The sequence below is a fragment of the Paenibacillus sonchi genome, assembly GCF_016772475.1.
Lineage (GTDB): Bacteria > Bacillota > Bacilli > Paenibacillales > Paenibacillaceae > Paenibacillus_AQ > Paenibacillus_AQ sonchi.
This window is the reverse complement of the sequence record NZ_CP068595.1, coordinates 2,808,127-2,823,297: the sequence shown is the minus strand read 5'-3', so window position 1 is coordinate 2,823,297 and position 15,171 is coordinate 2,808,127. Positions and strand designations below refer to the sequence as shown.

The window sequence follows — 15,171 nt, the reverse complement described above, 5'->3', positions numbered from 1 at the left end:
TGTTGACTGTTTTAAAACCTTCAATCTATTATTCCTATTCCTACGAAGCTACAGATTACTGCTCCTTATCCCGCCCGAGCAGCCCGCTGAGCGCCTCTGTCACGTTCATGCCGGTAAGCGTCTTTGTCAATTCAGGAACCTGGGTCATGATTTTGGCGATATCGCTGGTAATTTTGTTCACGCCGGATGAAGCTCCATCCTGGGAAATCACTGTAATCTTATCGACCTTGGCCAGCGGAGAGGCGATTTTCTCGGCCAATTCCGGCAGGACCTTCAGGAATTCCACTGTAAGCGCAGCTTGCGTGAACTGTTTGTACGCCTCGGCTTTCTTCTCCAGCGCTCCCGCTTCCGCCGCTCCAGCCAATTGTACAATTTCCGCGTTGGCTCTCCCCTTCGCCAGCTCGGCTTCTGCTGTGGCCAGCCCCCGCTTGGTCGTCGTGGCCGCCTCTGCCTCCGCTTCAAGAATTTGCCGCTGCTTGGCCGCTTCCGCTCTCATAATCGTAGCCTGGTTCTCCGCCTGGGCCGGCTTGATCACCGTTGCCTCCAGCTCCTTCTGTCTCAGCTCCACTTCAATTTCCCGGACAGTCCGGTTAGCCTCCGCTTCCATCTGCGTGATCTTGACCTGCTCGGTAACCAGCGACTGCTTGATTTTGTTCTGCTGCAATTCGTACGCAAGATCCGCCTGGGCTTTCTTCACTTCTGTCTCCAGCTTAAAGTCCGCCTGCTTAATGTTCAATTCCTTCTCGAACTGAGATTCCTTGGCGCGGGCGGCGGTTCCCGCTTCGATGGTGGCCTGATGCGCATTGGCTTTGGCAATCGAGGATTCCTTCTCCGCCTCAGCTTGCTTGATCTGGATATCGCGTTCCGCTTCTGCCTTGGCGATGCTGGCATCGCGGCGGATGCGCTCAATTTCCGGAACCCCCATGTTGTCGATATACCCTTTGTCATCCGTAATTTTCTTAATGGTGAAGCTGACTACCTCAAGCCCCATCTTGTCGAGGTCTTCCGAGCAGGTCTCCCGCATCTTGCTGTTGATTTCGTCAGGAGTTTTTAGAATGGATTCCACTGTCAATTGTCCGATCAAGCCGCGCAAATGGCCTTCCACCGAATGCAGGATAATCGTCTCGCGGTCCTCTTCCGGCCGGTCGATAAACTGCTCACTGGCCGTCAGAATAGCGGTTGGATCGCTTTTTATCTTAATCTGGGCCACCGCCTCCAGGTTGAGCTTGATGCCCTGCTGGGAGAACATCGCCTGCGCCGGGATGACATCGAAGCTCATCAGCATCATGGAGATGGTCTTATTGTTCTGGAAGCCGGGGATGACGAACGTCCCGCCGCCCTGAACCACTCTTTTTCCGCCGAGGCCGTAGACTATCATCGCCTGATTGGGCGGAACTTTTTTATAAGCGTTCACGATACTGAACAAAGCCAGGAGAATAACAACAACAATTCCCGAGATTAAATAGAGCATAACCATCCGGTTCGACACTCCCCGTTATTTATAATTGTCCGCTTTCCCTCTCGAAGAGGGTTACAGACGCCATTCCTTTTTCCACCTTTAAAATAATCACCCTGTCGCCCTTGGCGAGCTGCTGCCCGGGCTCTGCCCGCACACCAATGGAGCGCATCGTTCCGTGCAGCACATATTTCATTTCTCCAACTGCTCCATCCGCTGCAGGAATGCTGATATACCCGAGCTGCCCCGCCTGCTCATAATCCAATTCATTCATGCTGTTATCGTACCGGGTCATCACCCGGGCCAGCACCGCATACATCAGACAGCCGACCAGCAAGGCAACCACGGTGCCGATCAGCAACACGGCAAGCATATTTATTCCGCTGAACCGGGTAAGCACATAACCAGTGCCGCCCCAGACCGTGACAAACACCATCAGAGGGAGTATAGGCACAAAGCCCGGACCACCAGCATCGCCGCCTCCCGCATGCAGATGGCCCGCCAGGCCATGCCCATGAAATCCGCCGCTGAGGAGGAGCAATAGTCCCACCCAGAAGCACACGATAAATACAGTAACGATAACTATCCCTCCTTTTAAGCAGTTTAGATCGTATCAAAATACTCTAAATATCGTTGTTATACGATTTTTAGTTTCTCATGCAGATCGCCTGCACAGCAAAAAGACCACAGAAGCGGCAGGGCTCTCCGTGGTCGGTTAATCGATCATGGCGCTCATCCTCTCTCTTCGAGGCTTACGGGGTTAGCTGACGGATTCGGGCAGCGAGATTGCCCTACCCTGCAAGAAGCGGCTTGTCAGCACGCTGCAAGGATTCACCCCAGGTGAGCGGAAGCTATCCCAGCAAAAGCCGCATTCACCATTGGTTCCCCCGTTCCCAGTACCGGAATTCAGCCATTTGAGAACAGTTATATTTCATTCGGTTGCTGATTTGAATCTTACGCCTGTAGCCGTTTAATGTAAAACGTTTCCTGTGACAAAAGAAGCCAAAAATGCCACCACTTCACGAATGAAGGCGCATTCTTGGGTTTCGCTCTTAAGCGGCCGGTGATTTACTCTATTTTGCTCCATTTCTCGAAAGCAGTGAGGCACCTCAACACTTCTCTATAGCCGAGCCCCACGCACAAGCGAACGGCGGCCCGCCCAGATGTACGCAGCAGAGGTGGCGGCCACAATGAGAATGAACGGGATCACATCCAGCCGGGGCGACAAAGCGGTTCCTCTTGGGTACATTGCGTAATAGGCCGTTGTGGAGGGGAACCAGGCACCGATCGAAGCATGGAGCCCGGTAAGCACAATATTGGCTATCACAATCGAAGCCGATAAAATCAGAGAGGACACAAACGACTTCAAGCGCATGGACACCCATAACTGCAGCGCCGCAAACGGCAGGATAGCCAGCCAGCCCCCAACCGTACCGGTGATCAATTCGGTAACATCCAAATCATTCCCCAAGTGAAGCAGTTCTCCCGCGAGCAGATAAGAGCCGGCAAAAAGCAGTTGAATTAAACCCAACAGCAGCATCAGCGTCCCCAATTTGGCATAATAGACACGGGAACGGGGAATGGGCAGGCAAAACAGCTGTTTCCAGCCCCCGTTAATATGCTCATAACGGCAGATAAAAGAAGCCAGCACCCCGGCATAAAGCGGATATAAAAACAAGCCGTGAAAGCTGGCCATATGCAGATAGAAGGTTTTCCAGCCGCGCACATAGAAACCGGCAAAATTCTCTGAATCTAAACTATTGATTCCGAGCATCACCGTTCCAACCGCACCGATAAGGAACAGGATGAAGATGACGGGATACTGCAGCTTCATTCGTTCGGCTTTCATCAAAAATTCCATAATCACACCTCTGTTAATCAGAATTGTTTGTTTTTGAAATGCAGGGTCCCGGCGGCCAGCAGCATCGCTCCCAGGCCTGCGCTAATGCCAATCCACCTCCCGGGATGCGCCATGAACGGACTGGACAGGGTCGGATAGGCCCATGGCCACACCCAGGTCCACAATGCTGCACTGCTGTCCCGCGCGATGAACAGGCCGGACACAGCGCCCAATAAGCCAATGGACATCGGAATGGCCTGGTTCGAGAATTGGACCGACAGCCACATCTGCAGCCCCAGCACCGCTGCTGAGGCGAGAAAGCTGTACACGATTTGCCTGATCAGGAACTGGAACGGCAGCGGTTCGGAGGTGTAGCAGATCCAGAGCAGAAGCAGGCCGGCAATAATCAGCAAGGCAGTACAGAGCAGCAGGACAAGAACCCACAACGCCTTGGCCCAATAAAGAGCAGCACGGGATATGGGCAGGGTCAACAGCTGCTTCCAGCTGTTGGATTCGTGTTCCACACCGGCAATCATGCCAGCGAGCAACGCGGTGTTCAGCAGCATCACGAAACCCAGAAACATATACATCACATTAAACACGCCGTATACCCCTGCCGGACCTTTGAAATAGAGGTACCATTCCAGCGCCATAAATGCGATGAACAGCCCGGAGCTGATAACCGGCAGCCAGCAGGCTGCCGGTTTGAGCCGCATGCCTTCGGCCCGCAGGACCCGCCACATCATAAGCTTACTCCCTTTCCGGTCAGCTCCATGAACAGCTCTTCCAGCGATTTGCTGTGTTCCCGTGCATTCATAATCCCGTATGGGCCCAGCAGCTTGAACAATTCTGCCTGCGGCATACTGGCATTCTCTGCCGCAACCGACAGCATATTGCCTTTCCGCTCCACGATGAATCCTTGCAGCAATAGCGTACGCAGTGCTTCCTCCGGGCGCTCCACGGCAAATTCCAGCACTTTGCCCCTCCGCCGCTCCAGCAATTCCAATGCCCCCTGATAGACGAGCCGGCCGCTGCTGATAATCCCGATCTCATCTGCAATCGTATCCACCTCGCTCAGCAGATGGCTGGACAGCAGGATCGTCATCCCCTGATCATGGGCCAGCGACAGCATCAGATGCCGTATTTCCTGGATGCCCGCGGGGTCCAGGCCGTTGGTCGGCTCATCCAGGATCAGCAGCTGCGGCCCCCGCAGCAGGGCTGCTGCGATGCCCAGCCGCTGCTTCATGCCAAGGGAATATCCGCTCACTTTGCGGTTCGCGCTTGACGTCAGCCGCACAATTTCCAATACCTCACCGATGCGCCGGTCAGGCAGCTTCAGCAGTGTGCTCAATATTTTCAAATTTTTGTACCCGGTCAGATGCCCGTAATAGGACGGGTTCTCTACCAGAGAGCCTACCTTGCGCAAAATGTCCAGACTGTTCTCCGGCATCTCTTGTCCAAACATGCGGATCGTCCCGGCATCTGCGCGGAGCAATCCCAGCAGCATTTTAATCGTTGTAGTCTTTCCCGCACCGTTCGGCCCCAGAAAACCGTAGATCTTTCCCTTGGGAACCTCCAGGTTCACTTCATTAACCGACACCAGTTCGCCGAAGCGGCGGGTCAGCCCTTTGGTCTCCACTATAAGTTGCGGCATCTCCTGTCACCTCATATCTTTAATATGGAGACTATAATAGCCGCTGGAAGTAGCAGCGGGGTAAAGAAAAGTAAAAATCAAGTAAAATTCCCCCACACAATAATTTCCAATATAATAAAAAACAGGCCAACACCCCAAAGATGGGTCCGGCCTGCTTTCAAAACAGAAAAAAAGGGTGATACGTGTTCCTTGCTGCAGTTTGCTATGTACCGTCATTGTGCCGCCATGCCGTGTTACAAAATCTTTTGCCAGCACCATGCCCAGGCCGGAGCCCGCCAATCTGGCCCGTGCCGACAACACATCGTCTTCAGCAGCATTCAGCCGCTCCAGCGTCTCCGCATCGATTCCCGTCCCATTGTCGCGGATCTCAACCGTCAGTCCGTGCTGATCCCAGTATACTTCAGCTTCAATATGGCATCCCGCGGGATTGTGAATCACCGCATTCCACAGCAGGTTGTGCAGCGCCCGCCGAATCATGCGTTGGTCGATATCCAGGCATTTCTCCCCGGCTGTATTGAAGGCGAAGGTATGCTGTGCAGCCAGCGGATGATCGGCGACATCGGTAACAATCTGCCGGATAAACCTTGCCATCTCCGTAGACTCCCGTGAGAGCGGGGCCTCGCTGCCGTCCAGCTGGTAGGAAGCATTCATATCTTCAATCAGCTGCTCAACCTGGATCGTCTTTTGTTCCATTAAGGAGCCGAACTGGATGATTTCCGCAGTGGACCACGAATATTGGTCGGCAGCCGCAATCATGGAGCTGTAACCGCGAATATAAGCCAGCGGGGTTTTCAGATCATGCCGCACACCCGCAATCCAGCTTTTGCGCTTCTCATCCAATTCGCGTCTTTCTTTCTCTGTCCGCTGCAGCGCAAGGGTCAACATAGACATCTGCCCGATGATTTCCCTAAAGAGCGTATAAGGCAGCTTGAGCTGATTTCCGGAAAGGGGGCGTCCGCGCCAATTGCTCCGCGAAGGTTCGTCATAGTGGCCTTGCGCCAGCCGCTTCAGCCAGGTCAGCATATAAAAAACCGGCTTCATCAGGCTCCACAGATAAAAGGCAAGGGCAGCCAAGCACACAGCCAGGAAGCTCCAGATTTGAAACTGCATGTACCGAAACCCCTTCAGCCATGGAACCAGATCACGCATAAAAAGAAAAAGAATAAACAGGACGAGCCAGACGGCAACAGCACCTACGAACAGCGCCAGCAGAAAGAGCAGCAGCCGCAGACCAACACGAAGAACCCCTGTCATACTTGTCCGCCCGGCACGGGGTCCGGAATAAATTTGTAGCCTAACCCGCGGAAATTAACAATGTAACGGGGCTGCTTCGGGTCCCGCTCTATTTTGTTCCTGACTTTGGAGATATAAATCACAACCGTTTTTTCATCGCCCAGCTGCATTTGGCCCCAGACCTGTTCATAGAGCTGAGCCGTTGTAAAAAGCCGGCCCGGATGCTCGGCGAAAAACAGCAGCAGCGCAAACTCCTTAGCCGTACAATGCACCTGCTGGCCGCGCACCGTCAGCCCGCCGGTGTCCTTGCTGATCTCAAAATCAGCAAAAGCGTAACAGGCGGCCGGAGCCTCCTGCTGATACAGCCTTTTTCTGGCAAGCTGGGCTTTGATCCGCGCCACCACCTCCAGGGAGTTGAACGGCTTCGTGATATAATCGTCCCCGCCCATCGCAAATCCGGTCAGCTTGTCATAATCGGCAGCCCTCGAAGTCAGGAATAAGACCGGGGCGTTTGTTTTTTTGCGCAGTTCCAGACACAGCTCGAAGCCGTTGCAGTCCGGGAGCATCACATCCAGCAAAATAATATCAGGCTCCCGGCTGTCCAGCAGGCTCATCGCCTCCGCCCCGGTAGAAGCGGTAAGGACGGAAGAATATCCTTCCCTCGACAGCAGCAGCTCTAGCATGCAGGCAATTCCTGCTTCATCTTCTATGATCAATATCGTGTCGTTCATTGTCGTTTCCCCTCCATTACCTTTCCGATTATACTGCAAAATGGGGATTTCTTCCTCATGAACGATAACACCTATGATATAATATGAACGCCAATGCAGTACTAATTGCCGGCTGATACATAGAATCCCGTGTGATGAGGTGGGACAAATAAAACATATACCCAATATACTCTCTGCCCTGAGGATACTGTGCTCTCTGCTGCTGCTCGCTCTGCAACCGTTATCCGCCATGTTTTTGGGCCTGTATCTTATATGCGGGGCAAGTGATGTGCTCGATGGATATGTCGCGAGAAAGACCAACAGCACCAGTTCTTTAGGGGCCAGTATAGACAGTGTTGCGGATGTTGTTTTTATAACCGTTCTGCTGGTTGTCTTCCTTCCGATCCTTCAGCTCTCCCTGTGGGTCATCTGCTGGATAGCCGCGATTGCTCTGATTCGCCTGGGCTCATTGCTGGTCGGATATGTAAAATACCACGCATTATCTTTTCTGCACACTTATGCCAACAAGGCAACAGGACTGGCGCTATTCAGTTTCCCGTTTCTGTACAGTATATCCGGACTCACCACGACCTCCATTATAATTTGCGGATTAGCCAGCTGCTCGGCCATAGAAGAACTGCTGATCAATATACAATCCAAAGAGCTGTTAAGGGATGACGCGGGGTGGATGTTTAGAAAATGAGGAGCCGTTGTCGACTGAAATCATTGATTTTGAGTTTTTTTAATCTTGTTCATGAATCCATTGAAAAAATGCTGAAGGACTGTGGACTACTCTGACAATTCACCTGAGGCGCTCCTATTCCGCTTCTGTCGGTAAACGGTAACCATTAGCCCCCGTAATGATGGTTACTGTGAAATAAGGCCGCCGGCTATGAAGCCGGACAGCCTTAGACACACTCAATGATTAAAGACCTGCTCAACCTTCCGGATACGGCCAGGTTGCGTCAGTTGCCTTGCTTGGAGATGAACTGTTACCACACTGTTACATTAGAACTCCCGCTGCTTTGATATCCCTCTGTAGCCAGTACCTGGTAAGACCAGCTGCTTCCCAGATTCATTCCTTTACTCGCCCATGCTTTAACGTGGTTGGCAAAAGTGATCGTGGCATTGCTTCCGGTCGGTCTCTTTGTCTGTCTCACACTCCAGAACTGCTGGAATGTTTGTACGCCGTCAATGGAAGGTGCGTTGTAGCGCATAGTTGTATAGATGTCATAGGTGCCGCCATCACTCGTCACTGTGCCTTTGTACGTTCCGGTAGGTCTATAAGTGCCCCAGCTATCAACAACGTAATATTCGATGAGTGAGTTTCTCGTCCATCCATAGAGCGTTAAATATCCATTGCCGGACGGTGCCCAGACACCCGCGTTGTAATTGATAGTTCTGTCGGGCGACCCGACGGTCCAGCCTTTGCCCACAACAAAATTTCCCGTATTGGACCAGTTGACACTGTAATTTCCGCCACTGCCATTAACCGCATTAACTGTCCCGCCGCCATCAGTCCAATTTTGCCAATAATCCGTTGCTGCGCTGGCGGTTGCTGCGAACAAAGCGGTACAGCTCATGGAAACTGCCATCACTATCGTCATGATTTTCTTATTGAACTTAATCATCGTTTACCTCCCCAAATTTTTAATTTGTAATTATTCACCTGTATACGGTTTGAATAATATCCTTTTTTAGATCACCCCTTTTCTTTTTGGGTCAGTTGATTCTCTTGGCAGTCATATCCTAACCTCTGTCCTGAATCCGTAAGCCCCTGACTGCAGCCTCTATCCTGAGAAGAAATTTCTCTTTCTAGTACAATGCAAGACAACCTGCGTCTTACATATAGCAAATTATAATAAGTAAGCGCATTCATTTACATTACCAAATTAAAGAATTATCCCATATTTTTTCAGTCATTTGACTTCGCACAGCAAAAAACCGCCCGGTTAGGACGGCTACACATTATGGAATCTTGAAAAGTAACTCGGGTGCGTCATCCCATCCGGATCACAGCCTTCACCACTTCTTGCTTATTATCGGTCACATAATCGAAGGCTTTCTGGGTATCCTCAAAGCTGAATTCATGCGTCACGATGCCCTTGACGTCAATTTTACCATCTGCGATTGCTCCAATGGCGGCAGGATACAGATTGCGGTAGCGGAACACCGATTTGATGTCAGCCTCCTTAAACATGATCTGCATAAAATCAAAATCGATGATATCCTTGGCCGCCAGGCCCACAAGGACAATCGTTCCGCCTCTTTTGACCAGATAGGGCGTCTGCTTAACGGTATGCTCGCTCCCTGCCGTTTCAATCACCTTGTCCATGCCCTGGCCGTCCGTTAGCAGGGATATTACATCCCGGACATTCTCCTGCTTGGCGTTGATTACCCGGGTTGCACCCAGCTTCTTTGCTGCTTCCAGCCGCTTTTCAATGATATCTACCACCACAATGTCTGTTGCCCCGTAAGCTTTGCAGGCCAGGAGCGTTACGAGCCCGATGCAGCCGGCCCCCAGAATAACGACGCGGTCACCCAGCTTGATTCCGCCTTGGGCCGCAGCATGCAGACCCACTGCCAGCGGCTCCACCAGCGCTCCCTCTTCTGAAGATACGTTGTCCGGCAGCTTGAAGGCCATGTTCTCCGGAAAAGCGATATAGTCCAGCAGGCAGCCGTGGTAGGGCGGGGTAGCCAGAAACTTCACATCCGGGCAGAGATTATACTTTCCGCTCTTGCAGAATTCACACTGGCCGCAGGTGACTCCAGGCTCCAGCGCGACCCTGTCTCCCACCTTCAGATTCTTCACCCCGGGGCCCAGTTCAACCACTGCTCCGGCACATTCATGCCCCAGAATAAAATCGCCCTCAACAACGAAGTCACCGATCCGGCCATGCTCCAGATAGTGGACATCGGAACCGCAAATGCCGACATACTCCAGTTTGACAATAACCTCGCCCTCTTTGGCCTTGGGCATGCCGATTTCATTCATTTCCAATTTCTTCAGATCCGTCATATAAAAAGCTCTGTTCTTCATAAGATATTCCTCCTCGGGGATAATAGCGCCTAACTATCGCTAAAATACTTTTATAAAACTATTTAAATAAGATTATAGTCCGATTTGATTTGAAGTCAACACAAACACTAAAAACTCCCCCGGCTGAGGGCGGGGCCGCAAACGCGGCGCCACCCTTTTCCGGAGGAGCGGTAGAACAAGAGTATACAGTTTCTGTTAGATTCACGCTATTCGGCAACAATCTAGATGCTGTCAATAAATTCTGTTACCAGCTCCAGGGCGGCTCCCACGGCAGTAGCCTCCAGCTTGTATTTGCAGACGCGGAGGTATGTGCCATCCCGCTCGAAGGTGTTCTTCCGGGCCGCCAGCCCTTGAAGGGTATCTATATACTCCTCCATATATGCACCGGCATAGCCGCCCAGAATCACATCGCAATCGTACAGCATCCGCAGGTTGTTAACCGTGATCACCAGATAGCCGATGTACTCCTGCCAGATTGCCTTTTGCGGCTCATGTCCCTCCCGCAGCCGCCGGAAAAATTCGGAAATGCTTCCCTGCGTGCTGTCCGAGAGAATTTTCGCTGAGCAATAGGCATCCACGCAGCCCTTCTGCCCGCAGTAGCAGGTACGGCCTTCAGGCATGATCGTCATATGACCGAATTCCCCGCCTCTGTGGTTCTGCCCGGTATAGATCTGATTATTGACGATAATTGAACCGCCGACACTGTTGTTAAGGGACAGATAGACTACATTGTGAATGTCTTTTTCTCCCCACAATTCGGTGAAGCCGGCTGCGTTCGCATCATTGCTGAGAATACAGGGATAGCGGATAAATTCGGCGAAACGCCGGATGCTCCCCCCTTGAAGTCAATGACGGTGGCATAGCTCACCGTTTGGCGGTCATCGGAGAGAATGGCGGGCAGCGCAATCCCGACTCCCAGAATTTTGCTGCTGTCAATCCGGCTTTCTTCCACACAATCATCCACCAGCTTGCCCACGCTTTTAAAGTAGACTTCAGTGTTCGCAAAGGGAAAGTGGTTTCTGACATGCTTGATGATTGTACCGCTCAGGTCAATGATGACAATGCCGACATGATTCCGGGTCACATCCAGCCCGATTGCGTATCCCGCCACACTGTTGCAAGCCATCGATTTCGCCTTCCTGCCTCCGGTGGACTGAAACAACCCGGTCTCCACGATCAGCTCTCTTTCCTGCAGCTCCTTAATGTTCTGGGTAACCGTAGGAAGACTCAGATGGAGCGCCTGTGCAATCTCCTGGATGGAAGTAGCTTCACGGTGGTACAAATATCGATAAATGGCGTTACGGTTCATCTTTTTTACTTCCATGCTGTTCAAGCGGTGTGTCGCCATTCCAAACCCTCCGGCTTTTGCAAATGTACTTTAATAATACTATACTCAAAGGAAAATGGTTAAGGTAGAACATATGAACCCGATACATAGGATCACAGACAGAAATGAGGAAGTATCGCATCAACTGCTGTATATTTGGGAAACAGCTGTGCGGGCTACGCATCTATTCCTTACCGAACAGAATATTGCAGCATTAAGCCCCTTGGTCATTCAAGGTATCCGGCAAATTCCCCACCTGCTGGCTTATACAGATTCGGATCATTATCTCGGCTTTATAGGCGTTCAGGATACTAAGATTGAAATGCTGTTCGTAAACCCCGCCGCCAGGGGAAGAGGCATAGGAAAACAACTCGTGACTTATGCCGTACAGACACTAAACGTGCTCTACGTTGATGTGAATGAACAAAATCCCCAGGCAATCGGATTCTACGAGCATTTGGGATTCCGGGTATTTGACCGGTCTGAACGGGATGAGCAAGGCCAGCCTTTTCCTATTTTGCATATGAAGTTATCATAGCTTGTGGGTCCAAATGTTAAGCGCAAGTGAGCGGACGGCAATGTTCGTGTGATTCCTATACAGCCTCAAACGGTCAGCACACTCCTGACCCCACAATAAAGCACTTCCGGCAGCTTCAAGCACAGAAAGTCCTATATACTGATGTTCATAACCTCTTTCAGCGCCTAGGAGATCTACAATTTCCAGCAGGGTTTCCGGATTCCAATAGCCTGTGCTGTCTTGTAAGTTATCCGCGATCTGCTTATAGGCATCGCCTAACAGCTGTGGCTGATTTGTAATACAGTCGACCATCCGATGGAGATAAGCGACGGATTCCTCCACATTATTCCAATCTATGGCTGCTATATACAATTTCATCACCACTTGATGCAAAGTCTCATCATAAACCAGACAGTCAATCAGGCCCATAAACAAAGGTACGAGGTGTATACGTGAATTTTTGGGCAAAGCGATCAGCTCGTTGATAAGTTGCATGAGACGCTGCCGGTGAGGCAAATCTCTTGTGGCCGTTGCATTCCATTCATCGCTTATGGCCGTATTGGCCAATTTCTGACAAACACCGGTTACAGCTTCATTGACCTTCCCGTCACGGCATGCTTCGATCAGCGTGTTCATGGCAAAATTCCACCTGCTGCTGTCCTCCAAATCCGTAATCGCCTGGGCAGTGGCAGCTGCAATGACTTCTTCATTTCCATTGGTCCACTGCATCATACTGCTGAATGCACATCTGCCGGCAAACGTATCCGGATGACCTGCAATTTCAATGATTAACCCTAAATAACGCGGTCTATAGTCTAACGGAAGATCATTAGGCCGCTGAGATAATAAACTGGCCGCGATGTCCCTCTCTGATGAAGCAGCCATTGCACTTAAAATAGTCCAGCTGCGTTCATCGTCCAAAAGCTGTCTCGCTGCATGCCCTATGGCAATAATTACGTCCTTATGCGCATTTGGTTTTTCGAACTCCTCCAACAATAGCGGAATGCTGTCACTGCTTCTATACGCCCCCAGCAGCCGGATGGCCTCTTTTCGGACCGTAACTTTCAGCTTGTCCCGGTGTAACAGCTCCTTAAGCATTGAAGCCAGTAACACCGGATTCACTCTGCGGATGCATCTCGGTATCGAATACATGGCTACACGGGCCCGGTCGCCATCCAGATTCTCCAGCAGAACGGGAAGTGCCTTCTCCGGTTCTTCCATGAGTGAAAGGGCATGAAGCGCGGCTTCTGCTACAGGCACTTCCTTATCGTGAATAAGCTCCAGTAACTGATCCGGACCAAGGTCAGGCATACTTCCCATGATCCTAATCACTCTGGAACGCTCTGAAAGGCTGCGTTTGGCATCGAATGCAATTTTGCCCAATAATGAACTTAAAGATTGCTGCTGGCGCGGCAGCCACCTGTTGAACCCGTCCGCAGCAGGCACCGGATAGATGGTTTTGCCCGATAAGAACCTGCCTTTAATCACAGTACCCGAAATAAACGGGTCCAGCCATTCTTGACGTTTCCGGTGCAGATGTTGGAACACTTCATATATGGTAATAAACGATTTATCCAGAGCCAGTAATTCCCCAACTCTTTCATCCCGTGTGTGATGCGGGGCAAGCCAATGTCTGGCCGCTTGTATGGCTGTCGAATCTGTTTTGGCCCGCGTTGCTTCCTTTAACAATTGTTGAAGTTTGGTGATGCCATAACCTCTTTTGCCGAATGAGTTAGCCAGGCTGAGGACCAGATTGTAGTCTTCCCGCCGGTTGGCCTGTACAGCTAATGTATAAATGGCGTCGAAGACAATCCCTTCTACTCCCCGGGGTACATTCTTCTCCAAGGATGGAAGGGCAAGCTGTCCGCTCTGCTTAGCCAGCTTCTGGATCGTATTTAACGAAAACTTGAACAGCTCACCGTGAGGATACGATGCGTTATGGCGCAGAATGGCAAATGCCAATTGTTGAACGGAGAATCGGGTACCATATGAAGTATCCCTGGCATCCATAACACTATCTACAAGCAAAGTCAGATCCTGCACATGGGCATCCGTGAACACAGACGCAGGACTATCCGAAAGCTCTTTAAAAACTGCGCCCCGGACAGGGTCCTGGTCATTTTTGATCCGGCCCAAATACACCAAGGTTTCATGCATCCCCTGTCTCGACAGAACCGTACTCCGGATCAGCTGCATAAGCGCCGTTGCGCGTTCGTCTGCGTTGGATACCTGTGCCGCTTGCTCGAGCTTCTCTCTTGAATGATGAATTGAACGGCAAGCCGTAATTCTAAGCATCCGTTCCCGGTCATCAGAGACCTCACGAAGGCCAAGCATCCGGGCGGCTTCCTTGTCACGTAAGGCATGCGGCAGCACATACAGCAATTTTTCCGGAAAAATGCGTTCCTGGCGTTTACCTTCTTCATACACCGCATCAAAAACCGCTTTACGGCTGGAAGGCGCTAGATGATGAAGTAATTTCGTCATATGCACAGGCCGGTCTGCGAGTAATTTGGCTAATTCCATCCATTGATCTAAGGATAAATAGCTTCTTCTTTTTAGAACCCCGTCAGGGATACCCTGCGAAATCAGGTCGCTTCGCGACTCCTTCCGTGTCAGCAGCCTGTACACTCCATCAGGATTGATGCGGGTTAAAGTACTAAGCTGTTTCTTCAGCGCAGGATGCAGGATACCCATGGGTCCATGATTCGCTGCACATTCCAGCACTACCTCCGCCTTCGTCAGGCATAAAATTCCAAAAGCTGAGGAGAACCTCCACCAGACATAACCTTGTTCCCTAAACGGTGTGTTTGCTAAAGTCGTCTTGAAATACTCAGCAACCGCATCAGGATGCCGGCCGGCTAATTTGCTCCAGTCTTTTATGGCATAACCGATCTCTGTAAGCCATTGACTGACCGTATCCTTCCTGCATGCCGATAGTACAATGGCTGCCTCCTCCGCTCCCCACCGGGCATACACCACAGGCAGCAGCCGCTCCGCCAGTTCTTGACGGTTCATAAAAGAAACACTGCGCAGCAGCTTCCGGCGGCAATCCTGTGATAAATGGGGAAGCTCGCGCTCTATATCCGTATCTGAAGCCATTTTGGCCAAAAGCCCCGCTGCCGTATTTCTGACACTTGCCATAGGATGCCGCAAGGCTGACAAAACAACACTAGCATCCTTGGTGACTTCAGCCCCGGCCAATGCAAGACGTCCTTCATAAGCACCATCCTCCAGTAAGGAAGACAGCAGCCCGGAATACTCGGTTGAGCCTCTATGGTCACGGCCTAGAACCGCTATCTTTTTAATCCTGTCTGAATATCCCAGTGAGTCTAATTCTTTGAGCAGGCTCTTTTTATCCAGTGAATCTTTTCTGAAAATCATAAGTTCCCTCCTC

The 15,171-nt window shown here is 51.2% G+C and carries 14 protein-coding genes and 1 riboswitch; of the genes, 2 read left to right on the top strand and 12 right to left on the bottom strand.

What is annotated here, in order from left to right; genetic code table 11:
* Nucleotides 1-55: 55 nt before the first annotated feature.
* The 7 genes from JI735_RS12880 to JI735_RS12850 all read right to left on the bottom strand — a co-directional run bounded on the left by JI735_RS12880 (nt 56) and on the right by JI735_RS12850 (nt 6,914).
* On the bottom strand, nt 56-1,471 hold the full coding sequence (locus JI735_RS12880) for a flotillin family protein (protein ID WP_233476376.1): 1,416 nt from the start codon (nt 1,469-1,471) through the stop codon (nt 56-58).
* 28 nt (nt 1,472-1,499) lie between these two features.
* Entirely contained in the window at nt 1,500-2,006 is a 507-nt protein-coding gene (locus tag JI735_RS12875) for an NfeD family membrane protein (protein WP_233476375.1), read from the bottom strand.
* A 184-nt stretch (nt 2,007-2,190) separates the two neighbouring features.
* A riboswitch (cyclic di-AMP (ydaO/yuaA leader) is annotated at nt 2,191-2,378 on the bottom strand.
* Between the two features lie 198 nt (nt 2,379-2,576).
* Nucleotides 2,577-3,317, bottom strand: a complete 741-nt coding sequence (locus tag JI735_RS12870) for an ABC transporter permease (protein ID WP_039835238.1) — start codon at nt 3,315-3,317, stop codon at nt 2,577-2,579.
* A 17-nt stretch (nt 3,318-3,334) separates the two neighbouring features.
* On the bottom strand, nt 3,335-4,042 hold the full coding sequence (locus JI735_RS12865; protein ID WP_039835236.1) for an ABC transporter permease: 708 nt from the start codon (nt 4,040-4,042) through the stop codon (nt 3,335-3,337).
* A complete protein-coding gene (locus JI735_RS12860) occupies nt 4,039-4,950 on the bottom strand; it encodes an ABC transporter ATP-binding protein (RefSeq protein WP_039835234.1) in 912 nt (303 codons plus the stop codon). The genes JI735_RS12865 and JI735_RS12860 overlap by 4 nt, the downstream gene beginning before the upstream one ends.
* A 6-nt stretch (nt 4,951-4,956) precedes the next feature.
* On the bottom strand, nt 4,957-6,204 hold the full coding sequence (locus JI735_RS12855) for a sensor histidine kinase (RefSeq protein WP_202677446.1): 1,248 nt from the start codon (nt 6,202-6,204) through the stop codon (nt 4,957-4,959).
* Complete coding sequence (locus JI735_RS12850) at nt 6,201-6,914, bottom strand: response regulator transcription factor (RefSeq protein WP_020430442.1); 714 nt, start codon at nt 6,912-6,914, stop codon at nt 6,201-6,203. The genes JI735_RS12855 and JI735_RS12850 overlap by 4 nt, the downstream gene beginning before the upstream one ends.
* A gap of 139 nt (nt 6,915-7,053) precedes the next feature.
* On the opposite strand from JI735_RS12850, the gene JI735_RS12845 reads away from it, so the two are divergent.
* The gene (locus JI735_RS12845; RefSeq protein ID WP_202677445.1) at nt 7,054-7,596 is read left to right on the top strand and encodes a CDP-alcohol phosphatidyltransferase family protein; all 543 of its coding nucleotides are present in this window, start codon (nt 7,054-7,056) and stop codon (nt 7,594-7,596) included.
* A 289-nt stretch (nt 7,597-7,885) separates the two neighbouring features.
* On the opposite strand, the gene JI735_RS12840 is transcribed toward JI735_RS12845, so the two are convergent.
* The 4 genes from JI735_RS12840 to JI735_RS12825 form a co-directional block, all read right to left on the bottom strand.
* Nucleotides 7,886-8,524 carry a glycoside hydrolase family 11 protein gene (locus tag JI735_RS12840; RefSeq protein ID WP_039835230.1) on the bottom strand — a complete coding sequence of 213 codons (639 nt, stop codon included), beginning with the start codon at nt 8,522-8,524 and terminating at the stop codon, nt 7,886-7,888.
* A 368-nt stretch (nt 8,525-8,892) separates the two neighbouring features.
* Nucleotides 8,893-9,933, bottom strand: coding sequence for an NAD(P)-dependent alcohol dehydrogenase (locus JI735_RS12835; protein WP_039835229.1), 1,041 nt, complete (start codon nt 9,931-9,933; stop codon nt 8,893-8,895).
* A 221-nt stretch (nt 9,934-10,154) separates the two neighbouring features.
* On the bottom strand, nt 10,155-10,727 hold the full coding sequence (locus tag JI735_RS12830; protein ID WP_411830118.1) for an ROK family protein: 573 nt from the start codon (nt 10,725-10,727) through the stop codon (nt 10,155-10,157).
* Nucleotides 10,658-11,281, bottom strand: coding sequence for an ROK family transcriptional regulator (locus JI735_RS12825; protein WP_202677444.1), 624 nt, complete (start codon nt 11,279-11,281; stop codon nt 10,658-10,660). The genes JI735_RS12830 and JI735_RS12825 overlap by 70 nt, the downstream gene beginning before the upstream one ends.
* A 73-nt stretch (nt 11,282-11,354) precedes the next feature.
* On the opposite strand from JI735_RS12825, the gene JI735_RS12820 reads away from it, so the two are divergent.
* The gene (locus JI735_RS12820; RefSeq protein ID WP_202677443.1) at nt 11,355-11,798 is read left to right on the top strand and encodes an acetyltransferase; all 444 of its coding nucleotides are present in this window, start codon (nt 11,355-11,357) and stop codon (nt 11,796-11,798) included.
* Here the strand turns inward: JI735_RS12820 and JI735_RS12815 are convergent.
* Complete coding sequence (locus tag JI735_RS12815) at nt 11,793-15,158, bottom strand: HEAT repeat domain-containing protein (protein WP_039835226.1); 3,366 nt, start codon at nt 15,156-15,158, stop codon at nt 11,793-11,795. The two genes, JI735_RS12820 and JI735_RS12815, sit on opposite strands and share 6 nt — an antisense overlap.
* Between the last annotated feature and the right edge of the window lie 13 nt (nt 15,159-15,171).

Excerpts from the sequence above, each read along its gene's own strand:
- JI735_RS12840 (WP_039835230.1), bottom strand. The coding sequence starts at position 8,524 with ATGATTAAGTTCAATAAGAAAATCATGACGATAGTGATGGCAGTTTCC.
- JI735_RS12820 (WP_202677443.1), top strand. The coding sequence starts at position 11,355 with ATGAACCCGATACATAGGATCACAGACAGAAATGAGGAAGTATCGCAT.
- JI735_RS12850 (WP_020430442.1), bottom strand. The coding sequence starts at position 6,914 with ATGAACGACACGATATTGATCATAGAAGATGAAGCAGGAATTGCCTGC.
- JI735_RS12880 (WP_233476376.1), bottom strand. The coding sequence starts at position 1,471 with ATGCTCTATTTAATCTCGGGAATTGTTGTTGTTATTCTCCTGGCTTTG.
- JI735_RS12835 (WP_039835229.1), bottom strand. The coding sequence starts at position 9,933 with ATGAAGAACAGAGCTTTTTATATGACGGATCTGAAGAAATTGGAAATG.
- JI735_RS12860 (WP_039835234.1), bottom strand. The coding sequence starts at position 4,950 with ATGCCGCAACTTATAGTGGAGACCAAAGGGCTGACCCGCCGCTTCGGC.
- JI735_RS12865 (WP_039835236.1), bottom strand. The coding sequence starts at position 4,042 with ATGATGTGGCGGGTCCTGCGGGCCGAAGGCATGCGGCTCAAACCGGCA.
- JI735_RS12855 (WP_202677446.1), bottom strand. The coding sequence starts at position 6,204 with ATGACAGGGGTTCTTCGTGTTGGTCTGCGGCTGCTGCTCTTTCTGCTG.
- JI735_RS12825 (WP_202677444.1), bottom strand. The coding sequence starts at position 11,281 with ATGGCGACACACCGCTTGAACAGCATGGAAGTAAAAAAGATGAACCGT.
- JI735_RS12815 (WP_039835226.1), bottom strand. The coding sequence starts at position 15,158 with ATGATTTTCAGAAAAGATTCACTGGATAAAAAGAGCCTGCTCAAAGAA.
- JI735_RS12870 (WP_039835238.1), bottom strand. The coding sequence starts at position 3,317 with ATGGAATTTTTGATGAAAGCCGAACGAATGAAGCTGCAGTATCCCGTC.